The following is an 18,929-nucleotide window of genomic DNA, read 5'->3' as shown; positions in this document are numbered from 1 at the left end:
TCTACCAGGCTTTCTTTCTATTGAAGACTGCATCTGCGTACGCCTTCGCGTGGACCACCTGCAGGAACAGGTCGATCACCAGCTCGTACATGGTTGCGGCGGCGAGCATGTACTTCCATCCTCGGTGCCGCACGGTCACCACCCGTTCGATCACGAAGACACCGGTCACGGCAAGCCAGAAGGGCTGAATCTGCAGCCCTTGCCCCGTGGCCAGTGCAACCGCCATCGTGCTCAGATAAGCCAGAGTCACCACAACGCCCACAACCGTCAGCGCCTGCCGGCCCCAATAAGGTCTGGTGACCGCTGTCCAGCCGTATTGAACGCAGTTCTCCACGGCGCCGCGCTTCCACCGCAGCCGCTGGGCCCACAATTCCCGCCATGTCGGCATGACCTCGGTGACAAGTGTGCAGTCCGCTGGCGACTTGATCCTGTACTTCAGCGTCAACAAGGCGAACGAGAGCTCGTTATCCTCGGTCAGGACAGAGGTGTCGTAGACTCCACCGCGGCCATTGCCCGGCGGCAGGGTTCCATCCAGTCGTGCCGTCACGATATCCCGCAGTGTCCGCGCCCGGAACAGCGCGGCAGTTCCGGTGACAACAAGACACTTTCCGTGCAGCCGCCGCACGTCCCTCGCATAACGCGCATACTCATTGCGCTGCAAGTGGCCTACAAAACCACCGCCACGGCCGCCACGAAAAACACCACCGACGGCTCCCAGCCGCGAGTCCGCCTTCAGATGGGCAGCCGAACGCTCAAGAAAGTCCCGTGAAAGCTGAGAGTCGGCGTCTTGAACCAGGAACATGTCCTCCGGAGCCGCCTCAGACAGCACGTCCGCCAACACAAAGTTAAGGGCTCCCGCCTTTTTATCGGTGTTACCCACTGTTCGAACCACCTCGGCGCCCGCTGCCAGGGCGATCGTTTCCGTAGCATCGGTGCAATTATCGGCAACCACAATCACACGGTCAGGAGTAATTGTCTGGGACCGGAGAGAACTTAAAGTATCGCCAATCCCCACAGCCTCATTGTGAGCCGGAATTATGACCGTGATCACTGTTCAAACCCGACAACGGTGCCGTATTGGCGCCACCGGCTAGTATGCTGCAGCGCAGCAATTCTCTCCATAATGCCCCCGCAAATTCACTAAGTCCTATTGACTTTGAGTGTTTCAACGGGAACTCAAATGACCAGCAGAGAAGCGGCAACAAAACGACAAGCTTCAATCAAGACCACCGCATTCCCCTGAGGCTCAACGGACCGTAAAGCGGCACGCAAGATCAACGCAAGAAGCACACAGCTGAAGCCTCGAAATTCTGCTTGGCTCAGTCGGTCAAGGCGGACCGGATGTAATCGACGGACCGCCAGAGGACTTTTAGGTCTAAACAGCAGGGATCTTTGCCTTCACTAAGGTCCATATGGTCAGCGGCGGTCAGATCGACGTCAGTCCCTGATATCAGGAGATAGCCGCCGCTAATGCAAGCGATTTCCCTGGTCCGCGTGCGTGCAACCAGAGGGCCCTATTCTGACGCCACGCCGATCGTTGCTTCGAGTTTCGCGTGCCAGGTGAGGCTGGCCGATCGGCGGCCGCAAGTGGCCCCGCGCTGTCTGCCAGGCCGTCGAATGCGGCTCTTCGGCGAGGCGATCTCCGAGAACCTGGACGGGTGCTACGGCTTGCTCTTTGTCGGCGCCAATGCCGACGCCTCAGCCGGCAAGCGGCGCCGCAGCACTTTACGGGATCAACCCCGATACGCCCTGTTAGCCTATCTACCGCCCGGTAGGATGGTCAGCGTCGTCCGGATGAGGGTGGCGTAATTGGGGGAGAAGTAATGAAAGTTCCAGTCAGGCGTGGGCTCGGCAGAAAAATCACGACGGCGGCTGCCGCACTTGTGCTGCTGTCCGGCATCAGCGGCTGCAGCCTGTTCCCGTCTCCGCCGCCTCTGCCGGATATAGCTCCGGCGACGCCTGTGTCGGTGCTTCCGCCGGAGTGCCCCTTCGTTGGCCAGAACGACCTAACGCCGGTCCGGATCCCCCTGGGTACCCCGCGCGAGACGATCGGCAGTGTCCTGAACGCTTACAGCGGCTGGTTCAACGCCGGTTCCGAGTTGATCGCCGCCTGGAGTCCAGGCACGGCCGTTCCTGAGAGCTGTGTTGAGCGGCTCGCCGCAAGGAACGCGGAGGCCTACTCGGCCACCCTGTTCACCACGCACAGCGACGTGGCCTGGCAGCAATACTTCACCTCTGTAAAGGTGATGAACCAGCAGAACCTGACATTGGTCCGCTCTGCCGAGCCGGAGGGCAGCGGGCGGGGGAAGTTCGAACTGTTGCAGGAGATCGATTCGAGCGCCACAGACAGCGGAACGTTCGTGAAGTTCGATGCCGTCTACCGCCCCGTAGTGGCCGGCCAGGGCAATTGGGAAGACCTGGACAAGCCGACCCGCTGGTACGTGGAACTGGTCCCGGCGGGAGAGTTCCTGGTCATCAACTACATCGAGACCAAACCCGCCGCCGGTTAGCCGGCACCGTCCAGTACGAAGCACGTGGAGAACTTTCCTGGCAGCCGCTGTACATGTCGGGTGCAGAACGTGCCGCTCGGTACCTTCCTAGGTCCAAACAGTGGGGATCTTGGCCATTACCAAGGTTCGTTTATCGGCAGCGGCTGTCGGATCGACGTCGGCCCCCGATATCAGGAGATAGTTCCCGCTAATGAGAGTGATTTCCCTGGTCCGCGCCGCCTCTAACCAGCGGACAGTTTCCTCGTCCTTTGAGTCGAAACGCTCGGACCACGCCAGATTGTCATCGAACCACACTGAAACACGGCCGTCAGCAGAGGCACGGCACAGCACGCTGCCATCGGCTGGTTGAGCCTTCAAGGCGATGTCCGAATAGTCGCTGTTGCACGCCCGCCTGAACCCACGCCTCAACATATCCTCTGTAAGAGAATTAGGCGCTGACTGCCCGGCCATGTCACTCCCAGACGTTCGGGATGAAGTGGCCAAGGCAAGGAACGCGTACCACAGTGTCCCGAACGATCCGGCTATCCCAACGGTCAGCCGGGACCCGAGGTATTCACCTGACATCAGCAAATCTCCCACAAACATTCCCCCGACGAAACCACGACGTGACCGCCGTGGATCAGCCTAGTCAACCTCACCGCACGCCTGGGCGAAGGCCATGCTCCCCCACGCTCCGCTCGAGGAAAGCTGCTGCCGGCGCTCGACTCTGAGAACGGCAAGGTCGGCGATGAGCTGGCGTACTTCACGTTCACGACGACGAAGCGCAGCTGGAGATGCTGTAGGGGGATTGCTTGGAAAAGCGGGAAGGGACACCCCGCCTGTGGCCGGTGAAGCCGAACCGAGGTCCCTGAACTCCAGCGGATCAAAAAAGAATCACTCGTTCCATTACAGGGCCCCGCAGCCGCGACTGCGTATTCGGTCCCGGTCAACATGATCAAGGCCAGTCCGCGCTTACGAAGTGAACGGAATGTGGAAGAGTCAGCAGGGCATCGCCGGTCCAGTCAGTTGCCCCGTACCCTGTTTCCGCCGGTGCCGGAAGGACCATCTGCTGCAAGGCCGCATGTTCTTTATCAACCAAAAGTGCGTCAGCTTTTACCAAGAAGTCCCCCTCGACGAGCTTGTCTCACCAGAGTAAGAAGCATTGACCGGCGATGGAAGTGAATAATCCAATCGCCGGAGTAATTGCGTGAATCTTGAGCATCCCTTGTGGTTGAGGGCATCTTGGCAGTGCCCACGGCAACCTGCGTTAGGCAAAGCTCGGCGATCGGGACATTCAGTGAAACCCGTTTCTTATCCATTCGGTTTACATTTGGTGAACGGATTTAGAGAAAGCATGGGAGATACAGGTGACGGCGTCTGTTGGGTCGGGTAAAAGTGAAGTGTTCTTGGACGAACACGGGATTCTTCAGCTGACATGGGCGCGCAACGCCGCCATCGGAACCAGCGATGCTGAGGCAGCCATACATGTGGTCAATGAGCTGTGCGGACAAGCTAAACGTCCACTGCTGGTAGACATGGCCACCACGTCCCGGGTGAGTCGCGGGGCACGTGCTGCCTTTGCCCGGCCCTGCCAGGCATCACACGTTGCGCTACTAGGCGCTTCACCCGTAGATAAAGTCATCGCCAACTTCGTTTTGGCCGTGAACAAGACATCGCGTACCAAACGCTTTTTCACGTCACGAACAGAAGCCACCGAGTGGCTCATGAGTGCCACTGCCTGACCTGACTCCCTCTGCCAGGACACTTCAGAGGACTGCTGCCCAATAAACCGTCGGAGGTTGGCCTAAGCGCCCGGGCGGCGAGGTCTTCAAGGCAAATTCCAGGCAAGGCCGAAGCACCAGAACCTTGGGGTCACCGGTGCAAACTCGCCCATGGCCAACCTTATGCTCTCCGTAATGGCCGCCTTTGCCGAATTCGAACGCTCCCTCATCAGGGAACGCCAACGGATGGAACTGCCCCAACCAAGCAGCGCGGCGCGTATCAGGGGCGGAACCCTGACGCCGGAACGGGCAGACGAGCTAGTCCAGCGGGCCAGCAGCGGCATTTTAAAACGTCATTGCCCGCGATTACGGGATTAGCAGGGAGACGGTCTACCAGTACCTGCGCGAATCCAGGCCAGCCGGGAACACTCTCCCCCGCCGAGCCTCCCCTCTTGCCGTAGTTTACTGAATATCCGTTATCGGCAATCGAAAATGGCCGCGTGAGCGTCTTCCGAAAGGATCTGAAGTTGTTCAGCCAGAGGGATCTAAGGGCCCAATTTCCTTCTTGTTACTGGAGACGATGGATTCGATCGATCTGGGAGCAGTTATAGGATCGGCATGGCGGTGGAGAACCTTCCAAGCTCCGTCTTCCAGGTGGAAAATCGTTGTCACCCTGAGGGCTATCGGTACCAGCTCGTCGGACCCAACGATCTTCACCCGCGTCCGTTCAAGTTCAACGACGTAGGCGAGTTCGGTTCCGACAAACTCTGAGATCCGCTCGAACCGGGTTGGCTCGCCCTCGCGGAAATGGGAAATCGCATGGTCCATCGTTTTCTCGACGTTTTCCCAGCCCCTAACAGGCGGGCCGAGCGGATTGGCTAGCGTGACGTCATCCCGCCTGGAAATCAGCTCTTTCATTGGTGCGGAGTTACCGGAGACCACGGCGTCAAGGGCGCGATGGTACTGCTTCAGGATCAGTTCGACTGCCCCTGACATTGTCCCTCCAATATCCGGCTAGGCCATTTCGCCGAGCGGCGACCGCCTCTGCGGCCATAGTGGCACCGCGGTCCCGGGAAGTCCAGCGGCTTTCCTTGGCCCAACATATGGCTGGTTATCGGTGTTACGACATTGGGCTGGGGAGTAGCTTTTGGAGCAAGGAAACCTCCTCGCCGCTCACAGAGAGGAACAGCCGGCGGGACCTCCGGCTGTTCCTGTCTCTGTTGTAACTCTTAGTGGTGCTGGAGCCTTAAGGGCGCTGCTTGGTCATCCTTTCGGTGTGACGTGGAGGCGGTCGAAGGAGACCTGTATGCCGTCCTTGTTCAGGACCACCACGTCGTCGCGGCCGTTCTGGACATCTGTCGGAAGGATGAATTCGACGGTGTCATCGGTGGTAGGGAAGATCCAGCCGATGCGGTAGCTGTGCTTGTTGAGGTAGATGTAGTACCACTGCCCGTACTTGAGGCCGTGCAAAACGACTTTTTGTCCGTTGCGGTACTTGTCGCTGGTTCCCAAGTCGGATGGTACGGTTTGCCCGTCGAGTTCCTGAATGGTCAGGGCGGGATCTGTTTCAGGCTGTGCGGGCTGGACGTTCAGATCTGTCCCGCCGCCGGTCACGGTAGTTGTGGCTTCCCTGGATCCGTTGGTTCCGGTGGCCTGAAACGTCACGGTGCCAAGCCTGCCCGCGGCGATGTCCGCAGCTGTCAGGACGTGGTCGCGGGTGGCCGTGATGCTGTCGCCAGCAGTTAGGCGCTCTTGGCTGATGCCGGCCGCCGGGGCGCTGATACCGGTCAGCAGGACGTTGCCGGCGTTACCGAGGGTGTAGGTGTACGTGACGGTGTCCCCTGCGGAGGCGTACTTGTCGCCGTCGGTGTCTTTCCATTCGGCGGCAACGGTGCCTTCAAGTTTTGCGTCGCGGACCTTCAGGTCCACTTCGCCGCCGTCCACCGCGTACGTGCGGGTGGTTTGGCCGGTGGCGCTGACTTCCCAAGTGGTGTTGGGGACGAAGAAGCCCTGCTCGGCTTCGTCGGCAGTGACGGTGTGGCGGGGCGTGGCGCAGGTGTAGGCCTGTCCGGCCGGCAGGGCGCTGTAGCGGCAGTTACCGGGCCCATCGGGGACGAACGGGCTGAAGTTCCCGGCCGTGGGAACGACCTTTTCTGTTAACGGGCTGGTGTTGGTGACATCGAACTTGTAGGGGAACGCCTCGCCCGCAACGTACGGCTGGACGGCCAGGTCCCGGCCGCTGTCATTGCGGCTGCCCTTGATGTCTGCGGAGAGCAACCCGTCCCGCAGCGCCACGGCAGGGCCGGTGAACGCCACTGCTTTGGTGAGCGTGGGCGTCGCGCTGGCTGTCACGGAGAACACGGCTTCGGGGAGGAAGTAGCCCCGGGTCATGTCTTCTCCCGTGATGGTGTGCTTGGCGGTGGTGCACGTGTAGCTGGCACCGGCAGCCAGATTGTTGTACCGGCAGTTCGGGGCGGTCGGGGGCAGGAAGCCGGCGTCAAAGGAGCCGGAGACCGGTACCGAGTTCGCGATGACGTTCGCGGTGCTTCTGACGTTGAACGTGTAGGTCAGCACGTCGCCGGCTTTGTAGGGGTTGGCTGCGACGTCGCGCGCAGGTGCGGATCCCGTGATGTTCAAGCCCACCTGGGGCGCGACCGGCACCGTAGCGGTGAAGGTGTACTGGGATACGCGGCGGTCCCCCGTGGTGAAGGCGGCGTTAAGGTCTTGCGGGCCGCTGGCGTTGGCCGGTGCGGTGAGGGCCACGTTTACGGTGACCGAGGCGCCGGGTGCGACGTCGGGCACCGGCACCGTGGTGGCGGACCAGCCCGTTGGCGTGTAGACGGTTGCGGTGGCGCCGGACAGCGTCCCGGCTTCCTGGTTGGTTACTGTCACGGGCACTTGTTGGGTGGCGCCAGGTGAGGTGGTGACGGCGGGTACGGACAGCGGGGCGCAGGCGTAGTTGAGCCAGGCGTCGTCGAACGCCGCGAACTGCATGTTGTCGGTGTAGTTGGCCTCATACAGGACGCCGAATTTGCCGTCTTCCAGCCGGGTCACTGTGGAGTAGGCGGAAAAGCCGGGGCGGATGGTCCGCACACCGGGCCAGGTGGCGCCGTCGTCACAGGAAATCCGGGCAGAGACGTTTTCCCGGGCTGTCTTTGAGTTCGAGTTGGTGAAGATGAGCTTCTTCGCTTCGGCGGATCCTTGGGCGGCGGACGGGTACATCCGGGCAATGGCGCCGTTGTTGGCCGGGTCCGGCAGCTCGATGTCCCGGGTAACCGGGCCATAGGTGGCACCGCCGTCGGTGGAGTACGCGATCTTTCGGTAGCCCTGGTTGGCGTTGTCCCGCGAGTTCAGCAGCACCCGCCCGTCGGAGAGTTCCACGGTTTTGTTTTCGTCCATCCGGTCGCCCACGTTGGCGCCCTTGTGCCACGTTGCACCATGGTCATCGGAGTAGACGCTGTAGGCCTGGATCCTGTTGGTGCCGTCCGCCTGGCGGATGTCCCCTGCGTACTGCTGAATCAGCCGGCCCTTGTGTGGGCCGTATTTGAGCTGGATGCCTTCACCTGAGGAGGCGAAGTTGGAGCGGACATCACCGGCCACCGGGTTGGTTTTGCTGGTGCCGGGCTTGGTGACGTCAGTGATGAGCCGGGGTTGGCTCCAGGTGAGGCCACCGTCCGTGGATTCAATGACGGCGGACGAAATAACGTTACGGTCGGCATCGTTGTTGCCGAACTGGCTTCCGCCGAAACCCTGGTCCTTGGAGTAGACGAAGACGGCGAAGACCTTGCCGGTCTCGGCGTCGTGAATGTAGGACGGGTCGCTGTAGCCGTACTTCGGGCCGGCCGCATCAGCCACGTGCCCGGCAGCGATAACCTGCACCGGGCCCCAGGTCTGGCCGCCGTCGGTGCTGCGCCGCTGGACAATGGAGTTGGGGTTAGGGGCGTCGGCGGCGCTGCCGGGCCTGCCGTCCCACGCGGCCAAGACCACCCCGTTGCCCAGGTACGTCAGGGCTGGGATGCGGTAAAAGAAGTTGTCCGCTGTCCTATCCGCTGCCAGGTTTACTTCCTGGAAAGATCCGGGAGAGGCGGTTGGACTGTTGGACGGGATGGGGGCCGCCTGGGCGGCAATCCCGCTTCCGGCCAGCAGAGCCAGCGCCAGCACACCGGCTCCCGCTGCCCGGCCCATCGACCGTTGTCGCTTGCATCTTGTCATATCTCGCAAATCCATTGCCCTTTCTGGACGCCGCTGCGCGGCCCTACATGGAGACGTCGGCGCAGGTCATGGAGCATTCCCGTTGCTCCTTCTACATACGACGTCCTACAAACCATAGGGTGTCCGTTGTCACAAAGCCATAGCTGGCTACACTAAAGATGTGACATCCTATGTACCGGGTTCGCTTGTGCCCGCCCACCCGTCCATCCAGCAGGTCCTGGCCGTTCGGGGGTACGGCGGCTACCGGCAGTACCGCATTCCCGCCTTGGCGGTCACCGTTCAAGGGACGCTGCTGGCGGCATACGACGGGCGGCCAAACCTTGATGATCTGCCCAGCCCCATCGATCTGCTGGTCCGCCGGAGCGTGGACAACGGGAAGTCCTGGGGTCCCCAGCAGGTGGTGCGTACCGGGTCGGGTTTAGATGGGTATGGGGATCCAAGCCTGTTGGTGGATGCCGAAACGGGTCGGATCTTCCTCTTCCACGCCGCGGGCACACGGGCCGGCTTTTTTGAATCCACTACCGGGCTGGACCCGGACGATGAGTTACTTCAGCACTGCGATCTCAGCTTTTCCGACGACGACGGTGTGACCTGGCAGCACCGGCGTATCACGGACCAGTTGAAGGGCAGCAGTTCCGCCCGGGAGGTTACCGGCATTTTCGCGTCCGCGGGGCACGGCATTCAGATCCACACCGGACCGTACCGGGGCCGTCTCGTCCAGCAGTTCGTTGTTCTCCGCGGCGACAGGATCATGGCGGCCTCGGCCTACAGCGACGACCACGGAGACAACTGGACCCTGGGAGAACTTATTGATGCGGCGCCCGGAGGCACTGGCCCCAATGAGAACAAGGTGGCCGCGCTGGCTGACGGTCGACTCCTCCTGCACAGCCGCGCCACTCCACGCCGGCTTGCCGCGTTCTCGAACGCCGGCGGCCACAGCTGGAGCTCCTTGGTTCCCGTCGGGGACCTGCCGGACCCGAGCGACAACGGCTCCCTTGCCCGCTTCGACGGACAGCCCGGGCTCAACCTGGCCTCTGTAGCAACGGACCAGTGGCTGCTGGCGACCAACAACCACGACACCAACCTGCGCCGGAACACCGTATTGAGCCTCTCTCCCGACAATGGGGCGACATGGCCGGCGAAGCTTGTCCTGTGTGCGGGGAGTTCCGCGTATTCGACGGCGACGCGCCTGCCCGACGGCAATATCGGCGTGCTGTACGAGCGCCAGGGCTACCGGGAGATCGTTTTTGTCTCCGTCCCTCCGGGTCAGTTGACCGATCAGCTTGCCGCGCGGACACCGGCGGCAGCGGGTGATGGAGCGCCTCCGGCCGGCCCGGGCCTTTCCTTTGACATGGAGTTGCGCTCCATCACGCCGGGCCTGCCCGAAGTGTGGCAGGACGCCGGGGAATCCCATGTTTTGGCTACGGACGGGAGCGGCTGGGGCGCCGGGACCTGGAAGGAGATCGGTCAGGGCTATTCACCGGACCAGGTCCAGGTCCTTGGCACCCGCGAGGCGCAGGACCTGAACTACGGTCCTGTCGTACCAGGGTACAAAGCCGGGGACATCATCGCCTTCACCGGGCGGGCAAGGAACGACGGGACCGAGGGCGCTTACGGGGTGCGGTTGACCGGCCCGGGCTCCGACGCTTTCCCCGCAACCGACCTTTCCCCGGGTGAGCAGACACTTTACTTCACCCCTGCCTACACAGTCACCGAAGAGGACGCAGAGCAACCGACATTCGACGTCATCTACACGGTCGAGGCACTGCAGAACCGATCCCGTCACCAATGGTCCCGGGCCTTCCGCTTCGACGTCGCCACCGGAGAGGTCAGCGTCGAGGATACGTCCTCAACATAACTGGACGAGGGATGGCCAAACCGGGCGGGCAGAGGCTGCGGTGACAGAGCTCCGGCAGCGCCGGCCGCCGGTGCTTATTCGATCAGGTCGCACATCTGCTGCAGCCGGGCGACACGCTCCTCGGCAGACAGCCCGTGCTTGGGAAGCCCAATCTTAAAGCCGGTCAGGGAAACCGGGCCGGCCGCGTGGAGGCAGCGCTGGATTTCGCCGGCGTTCAGCAGCGAGCTCGGCGGGGCGCCGGGCACCTCGACGGCGGGAAGATGGGCGTCAACCCAGGGGTAACCAAATTCGGTTTCGATGGGTGAGCAGCCGGAGAACATCAGTCCGGCCAGGGTGCCGGCTTCCCGGGCCTGGGACAGGTGTTCCACGGCAGTGCCAGGGTTCTCCGTTTCAATGACGGACCGGGCCCAGTTCACGACGATTCCCGTATGGTCCCACCCCTGCTCCCGGAGGGAGGCGATGACATCCACTTCCTCGTTGAAGGTCAGGAACCCCTTTTCCGGCTTGCTTCCGGGACGGGGGGCATCGCAATGCTCGATCAGCAGACGAGTATTGCCCCAATCCCAGCCGAGCAGTTCCTTGAAGGACTCCTCGAGGGCCTTGGCGGAGGATGACCGTGGAGGGGCGGAGTGCACTTCCACTGCCTCCACAGGGTGCCCTTCCCCCGCTAGTTGAAGGACATAATCCCGCAGTCCCGACACAAACTCCAGCGCCTGCAACCGGCCGTGGCTGTCGGTGGAGGCCAGGCCGAAGGTCTTGTCCTGGCCCAGGCGTTGCATGGTGCCGGGAATGGCGGTCACCACCGCGGACCAGTTGCCCGGCGCCCCGACTGGCCAGGGACTGCCGCCGGTCTGTCTGTAAGGGAGCTCCAGCCCCCGGATGGACCGAACACGTCCGAGCCCTTGGTAAAACTCCTGCTGCTGCGGCGCTTCCGGCACGGCGGGATACGCACCCACAATCAGGGACATGTCGAACTCCTTTGACGACGGCTGGCGAAGGCACATACCGGGGGATGGAACCGTGGCACCAAGCTGGCGCTTCCTCAGCGCCCCTTGGCGAAGAACCGGCACTTGACCCCCGGCTGTGATGGGACTTACAGTTTTACCACGAGCTCGGATGTCCTACATCCGATAAACCTTCTGGAATGGCGAGGCTTTTATGAACATCTCCTCCAAGAACCTGCCGCTGGTCAAAGATGCCAGCCGCCGGAACTTCCTCAAACTGACTGGCGCCATGGGTGTCGCCGCAGCATTCACCACCACCCTTGCTGCCTGCGGCGGCCCGGCCACCACGACTTCCGGCGCTACGACGAACACCTCGCCGATCAACAAGGACCTCACTATCGAGGCCGGCATCTCCTATGCCCTTTCCACCGGCTTCGACCCGATCTCCTCCTCCGGCGCCACTCCCATGGCGGCGAACCTGCATATCTTCGAGGGCCTGATCGAGCTTCACCCGGCTACCCGTGAGCCGTACAACGCCTTGGCCGCCGCGGACCCGAAGATGGTCAATGACACCACCTACCAGGTGGCCATCCGCGACGGCGCCGTCTTCCACGACGGCACCCCGGTGACCGCCGAGGACGTTGTCTTCTCCTTCACCCGGGTGATGGACCCGGCCAATAAGTCGCTGTTCTCGCAGTTCATCCCGTTCATCCAGGACGTCAAGGCGCTGGATGCCAAGACCGTCGAGTTCAGCCTCAAGTACGCGTTCCCCGGTTTCGGACCCCGCATCTCCGTGGTCAAGGTCGTTCCCAAGGCCCTGACCAACTTCCCGGCCGGCTCTGAACAGCTGAAGTCCTTCGACGCAAAGCCTGTCGGCACCGGCCCCTACAAGCTCATCTCCGCCGTCAAGGATGACAAGATCATCTTCGAGGCCAACGACGCCTACACCGGCCCGATGCCTGCCCTGGCCAAGGGCATGACGTGGCTGCTGCTCTCCGATGCCGCGGCCCGCGTCACCGCCATGCAGTCCGGCCGCGTCCAGGCCATCGAGGATGTCCCCTATCTCGACATGGAGGGCCTGAAGTCCAAGGCCACCGTTGAATCCGTACAGTCCTTCGGGCTGCTCTTCATGATGTTCAACTGCAACGCAGCACCCTTTAACAACAAGCTGGTCCGCCAGGCCCTGCATTACGGCCTGGACAAGGACTCCATCATCAAGAAGGCCCTCTTCGGCAACGCCAAACCGGCCAGCTCCTACTTCCAGGAGGGCCACCCGGATTACGTCAAGGCCAAGAACGTCTACGGCTACGATGCGAAGAAGGCCGAGGAACTGCTCAAGGAAGCCGGCGTCACCAGCCTGGAGTTCGAACTGCTCACCACGGACACGGCCTGGGTCAAGGACGTGGCACCGCTGATGCTTGAATCCTGGAACAAAATCCCGGGCGTGAAAGTGACCCTGAAGAATCTCCAGTCCGGTGCCCTGTACACAGACCGCGTAGCCAAGGGTGACTACACCGTGGTCGCAGCACCCGGTGACCCGTCGGTGTTCGGCAACGACGCAGACCTGCTGCTGAGCTGGTTCTACGCCGGCGACACCTGGATGAAGAACCGTGCCTTCTGGGGCGAAACACCCGAACGTGCCCAGCTCGTGGACCTGATGTCCAAGGCCGGCCAGGCCTCGAAGGACGACGCCAAGAAGCTCACCGGCGAAATCGTGGACCTGGTCTCCGACGAGGTCCCGCTGTACCCGCTGTTCCACCGCCAGCTTCCCAGCGCCTGGGATTCCGAAAAGCTCAGCGGCTTCAAGCCCCTGCCCACCACCGGAGTTTCCTTCGTTGGTGTGGGCCGCACCTCCTAGCCCTAGCAACCGGAGAATACATTGACCACGATATTGCGCCTGCTGGGCCGACGGCTCGCTGCCTTGCCGCTGATGATCCTGGGCATCACACTGCTCGTGTTCCTCGTCCTGCAGGCCGCCCCCGGCGACCAGGCAAGCAGCGCCCTGGGCGAAGGGGCAAGCGAGGAAGCAAAAGAGCAGTACCGCCAGGCCAACGGCCTGAACGATCCGATCCTGCTCCAGTACGTCCGCTTCCTTGGTAGGCTCCTGCAGTTCGACCTGGGTGTCACCACTCCCCCGGCCAAGTCCGTGGCCAGCATGATCGGCTCGGCTTTTCCGCTCACCCTGCAGCTGACGTTCCTGGGCGTGATCATCGCCGTGGTGGTCTCCCTGGTCTTTGGCATCATGGGCGCCCTGTACCGGGACAAGTGGCAGGACCAGCTGGTCCGTGTATTCTCCATCGCCGCGGTGGCGACGCCGTCGTTCTGGCTGGGCATCCTGCTGATCCAGTGGTTCGCCCTGGGGTCTAATCCGCTGTTCCCCTCTGGCGGTATCGCCACTCCCGAGTCGGGCTTCGGCGGCTGGCTCAACTCGATGGCGCTGCCCGCCCTTGCCCTCGGCATCCCGGTCTCAGCCTCCCTCATCCGGGTGGTCCGCACCTCCATGGTGGAGGAGCTGGACCGGGACTACGTCCGGACTGCCATCGGCAACGGCGTCCCCTACCGCGAAGTGGTCTCCAAAAACGTGCTCCGCAACGCCCTGGTCACCCCGGTGACCGTGCTGGGGCTGCGGATCGGCTACCTGCTCGGCGGCGCCGTCGTGATTGAAATGATCTTTGCCCTGCCCGGAATGGGCCAGTTGATCCTCAACGGCATCACCAACCTGGACGTCAACCTGGTGCAGGGCGTGGTCCTCACCATCTCCGTGACCTTTGTCCTGGTGAATATCGCTGTGGACCTTCTCTACCTGCTCATCAACCCCCGAATCAGGACCGTGTGACCATGCGCAGCAAACTCGCTGAACGTCTGAGCGCCCCGGGACTCCGCTTCAAGGCCCTGCCCTGGAGTTCCCGCCTGGCCCTCGCCTTCCTCGTGGTGATCGCCACTGCCGCCATCTTCGCTCCGGTCCTGGCACCACACGACCCGCTAGAAACGTTTATTCCGGCCACGCCTCCGGGGGCCGAGCACTTCTTCGGCACCGACAGGCTGGGCCGGGATATCTTCTCCCGCCTGCTCTACGGATCGCAGTCCTCCCTCCTGATCGGCCTCGGCGCAGTCGGGCTGGCCGTATTGGTGGGCGCATTCCTGGGCTCGCTCTCTGCGACATCGAGCAAAGCCGTCAACGAACTCATTATGCGGGTCATGGATATCCTGATGGCCTTCCCCGGGATCGCCCTGGCGGCCGTCCTGCTGGCGGCCTTCGGAAACTCGGTGCCCACCATCATCATTGCGATCGCCATCATCTACACCCCGCAACTCGCCCGGGTTGTCCGCGCCAATGTCCTGGCCCAGTACGGCGAAGACTACGTCCGGGCAGAGCGCGTCATCGGCGCCGGCCGCTTCTACATCCTGACCAAGCACATCGTCCGCAACACCGCGGCCCCGGTCCTGGTCTTCGCCACCGTCATGGTTGCCGACGCCATCATCCTGGAAGCGTCACTGTCCTTCCTGGGCGCCGGCGTCCAGGACCCCGCACCTTCCTGGGGCAACATCATCTCCTACGGCCGTAACCTGGTCCTGTCCGGCGGCTGGTGGGCCACCACCTTCGCCGGCCTCACCATCCTGCTCACCGTGCTGGCGCTGAACATCCTCGCCGAAGGCCTCACCGACGCCATGGTCAACCCCAAACTGCGCAAGGCCCCCGTGGTGAAAGACGACGACGGATCGGCAGCTGCCGTTGCCGGCGCAGCCGTGGACACCGAAGTTGCAACCTCTGTTGCCCAACCATCGGTCATCGAAGAGCACGAGCTCGACGGCGTCCGTACCGCTTCCGGGGGAATCTTCGACGAGGAGAACTACAACAGGTCCGCGCTACTCACGGACGTGAAGGTGGCCGCGGCCAACCCGCACCTCCTGCTCGACCGCGAGCTAGAACTGTTGGCAGCCGTAGAAGCCACCCGGACGGACCGTTTGCCGCAGGTCCCCGCAGACGCAAGGACAGTCCTGGAAGTGAATAACCTTTCCATCCGGTTCCCCGGCAGGTTTGGTGACACCGCCATCGTGGACAACGTCTCCTTTAGTGTCCGTGAGGGCGAGACCATGGGCCTGGTGGGCGAATCCGGCTGCGGCAAGTCCATCACCTCCCTCGCCGTGATGGGCCTGTTGCCCAAGACGGCACGGATCAGCGGCTCCATCAAGTTCGACGGCAAGGAACTGCTGGACCCGCAAACCAGCCACAGCAATCCCAAGGCCTACCAAGGGCTCCGCGGGGAACAGATCGCCATGGTCTATCAAGACGCGCTCAGCTCGCTGAACCCGTCCATGAAGATCAAGGACCAGATGACCCAGCTGACCCGCCGCGGCGGGCGAAAGACCCCTGCCGAGCTGCTGGAAATGGTCAAACTCGACCCGGTACGCACCCTGGCCAGCTACCCCCACGAGCTCTCCGGCGGCCAGCGCCAGCGCGTCCTCATCGCCATGGCACTCTCCCGTTCCCCCAAGATCGTGGTGGCAGATGAGCCAACCACCGCCCTGGACGTCACCGTCCAGAAACAGGTGGTGGACCTGCTCAACGAACTGCGCGAACAGCTCGGTTTCGCCATGGTGTTCGTCAGCCACGACCTTGCCCTGGTCGCCTCCCTGGCCCACCGCATCACCGTTATGTACGCCGGCCAGGTTGTCGAATCAGCCCAGGCGTCCGAGCTCCTGCAGAACCCCAAGCACGAATACACCCGCGGCCTGCTCGGCGCCGTGCTCTCCATCGAGGCCGACGCCGCCCGCCTCCACCAGATCCCCGGCACCGTGCCGTCACCACAGGACTTCGCCCCCGGTGACCGCTTCGCACCGCGCTCCCAGCGCCGGGACGCCGATCCGAACCAGCAGCTGGTCCTCACCGCCGTAGGCGGGGACTCCGACCACTACTGGGCCAGCCACCGAAAGGAGGACGCCAAGTGAGCGTTTCCACCGGCAAACCCGTCATTGAACTCAAGGACGTCAAAGTCCACCACCGCGCAAGGACAGGCGGCCTTTTCCGCCCCAACATCGTCAAGGCCGTCAACGGTGTGGACTTCACCATCAGCCGCGGCGAAACCGTGGGCATCGTGGGTGAATCCGGCTGCGGCAAGTCGACGCTGGCCTCCGTGCTCGTGGGCCTTCAGGCACCCACGTCCGGACAGGTCCTCTTCCACGGCAAACCGGCCATCAAACGGAACGCGGCCATGCGCAAGGAATTCGGCCGGGCCGTATCGGTGGTGTTCCAGGACCCCGCCACGGCCCTGAATCCGCGCATGACCATCCAGGACATCCTCACGGACCCGCTCCAGGTGCATGGAATCGGCAACGCCGCCTCCCGGGCGGCCAAGGTCCGGGAACTCCTTGCGCTGGTGGGCCTGCCGGCCTCCGCGGCGGAAGTGACGCCGTCGCAGGTGTCCGGGGGCCAGCGGCAGCGCGTGGCCATCGCCAGGGCACTGGCCCTGGATCCGGACATCATCGTCGCCGATGAACCGACGTCGGCCCTGGACGTCTCGGTCCGGGCGCAGGTCCTGAACCTGCTCTCGGACCTGAAGACCCAGCTGAACCTGGGAATGGTGTTCATCTCCCACGACATCCAAACCGTCCGCTACGTCTCCGACCGCATCTGCGTGATGTACTTCGGCGAAATCGTCGAGGAAGGGCCCGCCGCCCAGGTCTTCGACACCCCCCGGAACGACTACACCAAAAAGCTCCTCGGAGCAGCCCCCAGCCTGCTGCACACCTAAATTTTCAAACCCCACTTTTACAACCACGCATTGGAGTTTTTCCGTGTCTTCCCAGTTCTCCGGCGTCATCCCGCCCGTCGTTACCCCCCGCCACGCGGACGGCAGCATCGACACCGCCTCACTGCAGAACCTCACCAAGCACCTGCTCGACGGCGGTGTGTCCGGACTTTTCGTCCTGGGCTCCTCCGCGGAGGTGCCCTACATGACCAACGCCGAGCGCGAGCTGGTGGTCAGCACCATTGCGGCGGCCAACGCGTCTGCTGGTGCTAAAGCAGTACCCCTTATCGTGGGCGCCAACGAACAGACCACCAACCGCGTCATCGAGGAAGCCAAACGCGTCATCGACCTCGGCGCTGACGCCATCGTGGTCACCTCGATGTACTACGCCATCGGCAACGCAGCGGAAACCGAGACCCACTTCCGCAACATTCACGAAGCCGTCGACAGCCCGATCTTTGCCTACGACGTTCCGGTCCGGACCCACTTCAAGCTCCCCACGGACCTGCTGGTCCGGCTGGGCCGCGACGGCGTCATCGCCGGCGTCAAAGACTCCTCCGGCGACGACGTCTCCTTCCGTCAACTGCTGCTCGCAGCCAAGGACATCGACAACTTCGACATCTTCACGGGTCACGAAGTCGTGGTCGACGGCGCCCTCCTCGGCGGCGCGCAGGGCGTGGTTCCCGGCCTGGGCAACGTGGACCCCCGCGGCTACCGCAACCTCGTTGACGCCGCCATTGCCGGAGACTGGGCCGAGGCCGCCGCGGAACAGGACCGCCTGGCCGACCTCTTCGAGATCGTCTACACACCCAACGGACGCGTCTCCGGCGGAGCAGCCGGCCTGGGCGCCTTCAAGACCGCCCTGCAGATCATGGGCATCATCGAATCCAACACCATGAGCATCCCCATGCCCGCGCTGAACGAAGAGGAAACCACCGCGATCAAGGTCATCCTCGAACGCAACAGCCTGGTCTAGGGACGGGCGCTGAAGCTGATGCACGCCATTGGTGTTGACCTCGGTGGCACTAAGACTGCTGCCGGGGTCGTCTCAGACACGGGTAAAGTGCTGTTTTCCGAGACCATTCCCACCCTCAACCGTGATGGCGGCGAGGCAATTCTCAACGCCACTGCCAGTCTGGTTGCCGGACTCATGGAACGCGCTGCTGCTGCCGGAATTGCCGTCGATCATGTCGGCGTCGGTTCGGCCGGTGTCATTGATACCCATAAGGGCGAAGTGGTGTCAGCAACCGATGCGATCCTCGGCTGGGCCGGAACAGCCATCAGCACCGGCCTGGCAGCGCGCCTGGACCTGCCGCCGTCGTCCATTCAGGCAGTAAACGACGTCCACGCCCACGCGCTTGGCGAAGCTTGGACCGGTGCCGCCGCCGGGACCGCCAGTTCACTCCTGGTGGCCTTCGGCACCGGCGTCGGCGGCAGTTACGTTCTTGAAGGCACACCGGTTCTGGGGCACCACTATGTGGGCGGACACGTTGGCCACTTCGCCTCGCCGTACGCCTTCCACGACGGCCAGCCGCTGCCCTGTGTCTGCGGCGGAGCAGGGCATGTTGAAGCCATTGCCTCCGGGCCTGCCATCCCGGAAGCCTACCGGCGGTTGGGGGGAAATGCGGGTACACCGGATACACGCAGTGTCTTCGCCCTCGCCGCCAATGGAGATGCCATCGCCATCAGAACCATCGGCACCGCCGCCGCTGCGGCCGGGCAGGCCGTGGGCGGGCTGGCCAACATACTGGACCCCGAAGTCGTGGTGGTCTCGGGCGGGCTCTCGGACGCAGGAGCCCCCTGGTGGTCGCCGATGGAACGGGCCGTCCGGGCCGAACTCCTCCCAGCCCTGGCAAACGTTCAAGTGCTGCCCGCCTCACTGGGCAACGCTGCCGCCATCGTGGGCGCAGCCCGCCTCGTCCTCACCCCAGCAACGATTCTCCAAAGGAACTGAC

16 protein-coding genes are annotated in these 18,929 nt (G+C 63.1%); 11 read left to right on the top strand and 5 right to left on the bottom strand.

Annotation, left to right across the window (positions count from 1 at the left end):
- Nucleotide 1 precedes the first annotated feature (1 nt).
- Nucleotides 2-1,051 (bottom strand): glycosyltransferase family 2 protein, encoded by a 1,050-nt coding sequence (locus tag AC5RV1_RS12575; protein WP_493945886.1) that lies wholly within the window; start codon nucleotides 1,049-1,051, stop codon nucleotides 2-4.
- 772 nt (nucleotides 1,052-1,823) lie between these two features.
- On the opposite strand from AC5RV1_RS12575, the gene AC5RV1_RS12570 reads away from it, so the two are divergent.
- Nucleotides 1,824-2,510: a hypothetical protein gene (locus tag AC5RV1_RS12570; protein ID WP_493994788.1), complete on the top strand. Its 687-nt coding sequence runs from the start codon at nucleotides 1,824-1,826 to the stop codon at nucleotides 2,508-2,510.
- 87 nt (nucleotides 2,511-2,597) lie between these two features.
- Here AC5RV1_RS12570 and AC5RV1_RS12565 read toward each other — a convergent pair whose 3' ends face one another.
- Nucleotides 2,598-2,867 (bottom strand): hypothetical protein, encoded by a 270-nt coding sequence (locus tag AC5RV1_RS12565; protein ID WP_493994787.1) that lies wholly within the window; start codon nucleotides 2,865-2,867, stop codon nucleotides 2,598-2,600.
- Nucleotides 2,868-3,856: 989 nt separating this feature from the next.
- Here AC5RV1_RS12565 and AC5RV1_RS12560 point away from each other — a divergent pair.
- From AC5RV1_RS12560 to AC5RV1_RS12550, 3 genes are all read left to right on the top strand, one after another.
- Nucleotides 3,857-4,231: a DUF7793 family protein gene (locus tag AC5RV1_RS12560; protein ID WP_493945884.1), complete on the top strand. Its 375-nt coding sequence runs from the start codon at nucleotides 3,857-3,859 to the stop codon at nucleotides 4,229-4,231.
- 150 nt (nucleotides 4,232-4,381) lie between these two features.
- On the top strand, nucleotides 4,382-4,588 hold the full coding sequence (locus AC5RV1_RS12555; RefSeq protein ID WP_493994786.1) for a hypothetical protein: 207 nt from the start codon (nucleotides 4,382-4,384) through the stop codon (nucleotides 4,586-4,588).
- Nucleotides 4,566-4,679, top strand: coding sequence for a hypothetical protein (locus tag AC5RV1_RS12550; RefSeq protein WP_493946383.1), 114 nt, complete (start codon nucleotides 4,566-4,568; stop codon nucleotides 4,677-4,679). The genes AC5RV1_RS12555 and AC5RV1_RS12550 overlap by 23 nt, the downstream gene beginning before the upstream one ends.
- Before the next feature lie 62 nt (nucleotides 4,680-4,741).
- Here the strand turns inward: AC5RV1_RS12550 and AC5RV1_RS12545 are convergent, their stop codons facing one another.
- Both AC5RV1_RS12545 and AC5RV1_RS12540 read right to left on the bottom strand, forming a co-directional pair.
- Nucleotides 4,742-5,206 (bottom strand): YybH family protein, encoded by a 465-nt coding sequence (locus AC5RV1_RS12545; RefSeq protein WP_493994785.1) that lies wholly within the window; start codon nucleotides 5,204-5,206, stop codon nucleotides 4,742-4,744.
- A gap of 267 nt (nucleotides 5,207-5,473) precedes the next feature.
- On the bottom strand, nucleotides 5,474-8,422 hold the full coding sequence (locus AC5RV1_RS12540; protein WP_493994784.1) for an exo-alpha-sialidase: 2,949 nt from the start codon (nucleotides 8,420-8,422) through the stop codon (nucleotides 5,474-5,476).
- Between the two features lie 160 nt (nucleotides 8,423-8,582).
- Between AC5RV1_RS12540 and AC5RV1_RS12535 the strand changes: the two genes are divergently transcribed.
- Nucleotides 8,583-10,280: a sialidase family protein gene (locus AC5RV1_RS12535; protein ID WP_493994783.1), complete on the top strand. Its 1,698-nt coding sequence runs from the start codon at nucleotides 8,583-8,585 to the stop codon at nucleotides 10,278-10,280.
- A 74-nt stretch (nucleotides 10,281-10,354) separates the two neighbouring features.
- On the opposite strand, the gene AC5RV1_RS12530 is transcribed toward AC5RV1_RS12535, so the two are convergent.
- Nucleotides 10,355-11,248: a DUF4862 family protein gene (locus AC5RV1_RS12530; protein WP_493994782.1), complete on the bottom strand. Its 894-nt coding sequence runs from the start codon at nucleotides 11,246-11,248 to the stop codon at nucleotides 10,355-10,357.
- Nucleotides 11,249-11,438: 190 nt separating this feature from the next.
- On the opposite strand from AC5RV1_RS12530, the gene AC5RV1_RS12525 reads away from it, so the two are divergent.
- Genes AC5RV1_RS12525 through AC5RV1_RS12500 form a run of 6 tightly spaced genes read left to right on the top strand, consistent with a single transcriptional unit; the run spans nucleotide 11,439 to nucleotide 18,928 of the window.
- Nucleotides 11,439-13,082, top strand: coding sequence for an ABC transporter substrate-binding protein (locus tag AC5RV1_RS12525; RefSeq protein WP_493994781.1), 1,644 nt, complete (start codon nucleotides 11,439-11,441; stop codon nucleotides 13,080-13,082).
- 21 nt (nucleotides 13,083-13,103) lie between these two features.
- Nucleotides 13,104-14,060, top strand: a complete 957-nt coding sequence (locus AC5RV1_RS12520) for an ABC transporter permease (protein WP_141001176.1) — start codon at nucleotides 13,104-13,106, stop codon at nucleotides 14,058-14,060.
- 2 nt (nucleotides 14,061-14,062) lie between these two features.
- Entirely contained in the window at nucleotides 14,063-16,174 is a 2,112-nt protein-coding gene (locus AC5RV1_RS12515) for a dipeptide/oligopeptide/nickel ABC transporter permease/ATP-binding protein (RefSeq protein WP_493994780.1), read from the top strand.
- Entirely contained in the window at nucleotides 16,171-16,977 is an 807-nt protein-coding gene (locus AC5RV1_RS12510; protein WP_493945875.1) for an ATP-binding cassette domain-containing protein, read from the top strand. Before AC5RV1_RS12515 ends, AC5RV1_RS12510 begins: the two co-directional genes overlap by 4 nt.
- A gap of 43 nt (nucleotides 16,978-17,020) precedes the next feature.
- Nucleotides 17,021-17,950: a dihydrodipicolinate synthase family protein gene (locus AC5RV1_RS12505; protein ID WP_493994779.1), complete on the top strand. Its 930-nt coding sequence runs from the start codon at nucleotides 17,021-17,023 to the stop codon at nucleotides 17,948-17,950.
- A gap of 18 nt (nucleotides 17,951-17,968) precedes the next feature.
- Nucleotides 17,969-18,928: an ROK family protein gene (locus AC5RV1_RS12500; RefSeq protein ID WP_493994778.1), complete on the top strand. Its 960-nt coding sequence runs from the start codon at nucleotides 17,969-17,971 to the stop codon at nucleotides 18,926-18,928.
- Nucleotide 18,929: the final 1 nt, after the last annotated feature.

Source organism: Arthrobacter sp. Hb9-2, from assembly GCF_059091165.1.
Note: the sequence above shows the minus strand (reverse complement) of the source record. Positions and strands in the feature narration are given on the sequence as shown.

Bases quoted from the DNA above. Each gene is read 5' to 3' on its own strand.
- AC5RV1_RS12570 (WP_493994788.1), top strand. From the start codon at position 1,824: ATGAAAGTTCCAGTCAGGCGTGGGCTCGGCAGAAAAATCACGACGGCG.
- AC5RV1_RS12515 (WP_493994780.1), top strand. From the start codon at position 14,063: ATGCGCAGCAAACTCGCTGAACGTCTGAGCGCCCCGGGACTCCGCTTC.
- AC5RV1_RS12555 (WP_493994786.1), top strand. From the start codon at position 4,382: ATGGCCAACCTTATGCTCTCCGTAATGGCCGCCTTTGCCGAATTCGAA.
- AC5RV1_RS12545 (WP_493994785.1), bottom strand. From the start codon at position 5,206: ATGTCAGGGGCAGTCGAACTGATCCTGAAGCAGTACCATCGCGCCCTT.
- AC5RV1_RS12530 (WP_493994782.1), bottom strand. From the start codon at position 11,248: ATGTCCCTGATTGTGGGTGCGTATCCCGCCGTGCCGGAAGCGCCGCAG.
- AC5RV1_RS12500 (WP_493994778.1), top strand. From the start codon at position 17,969: ATGCACGCCATTGGTGTTGACCTCGGTGGCACTAAGACTGCTGCCGGG.
- AC5RV1_RS12525 (WP_493994781.1), top strand. From the start codon at position 11,439: ATGAACATCTCCTCCAAGAACCTGCCGCTGGTCAAAGATGCCAGCCGC.
- AC5RV1_RS12540 (WP_493994784.1), bottom strand. From the start codon at position 8,422: ATGACAAGATGCAAGCGACAACGGTCGATGGGCCGGGCAGCGGGAGCC.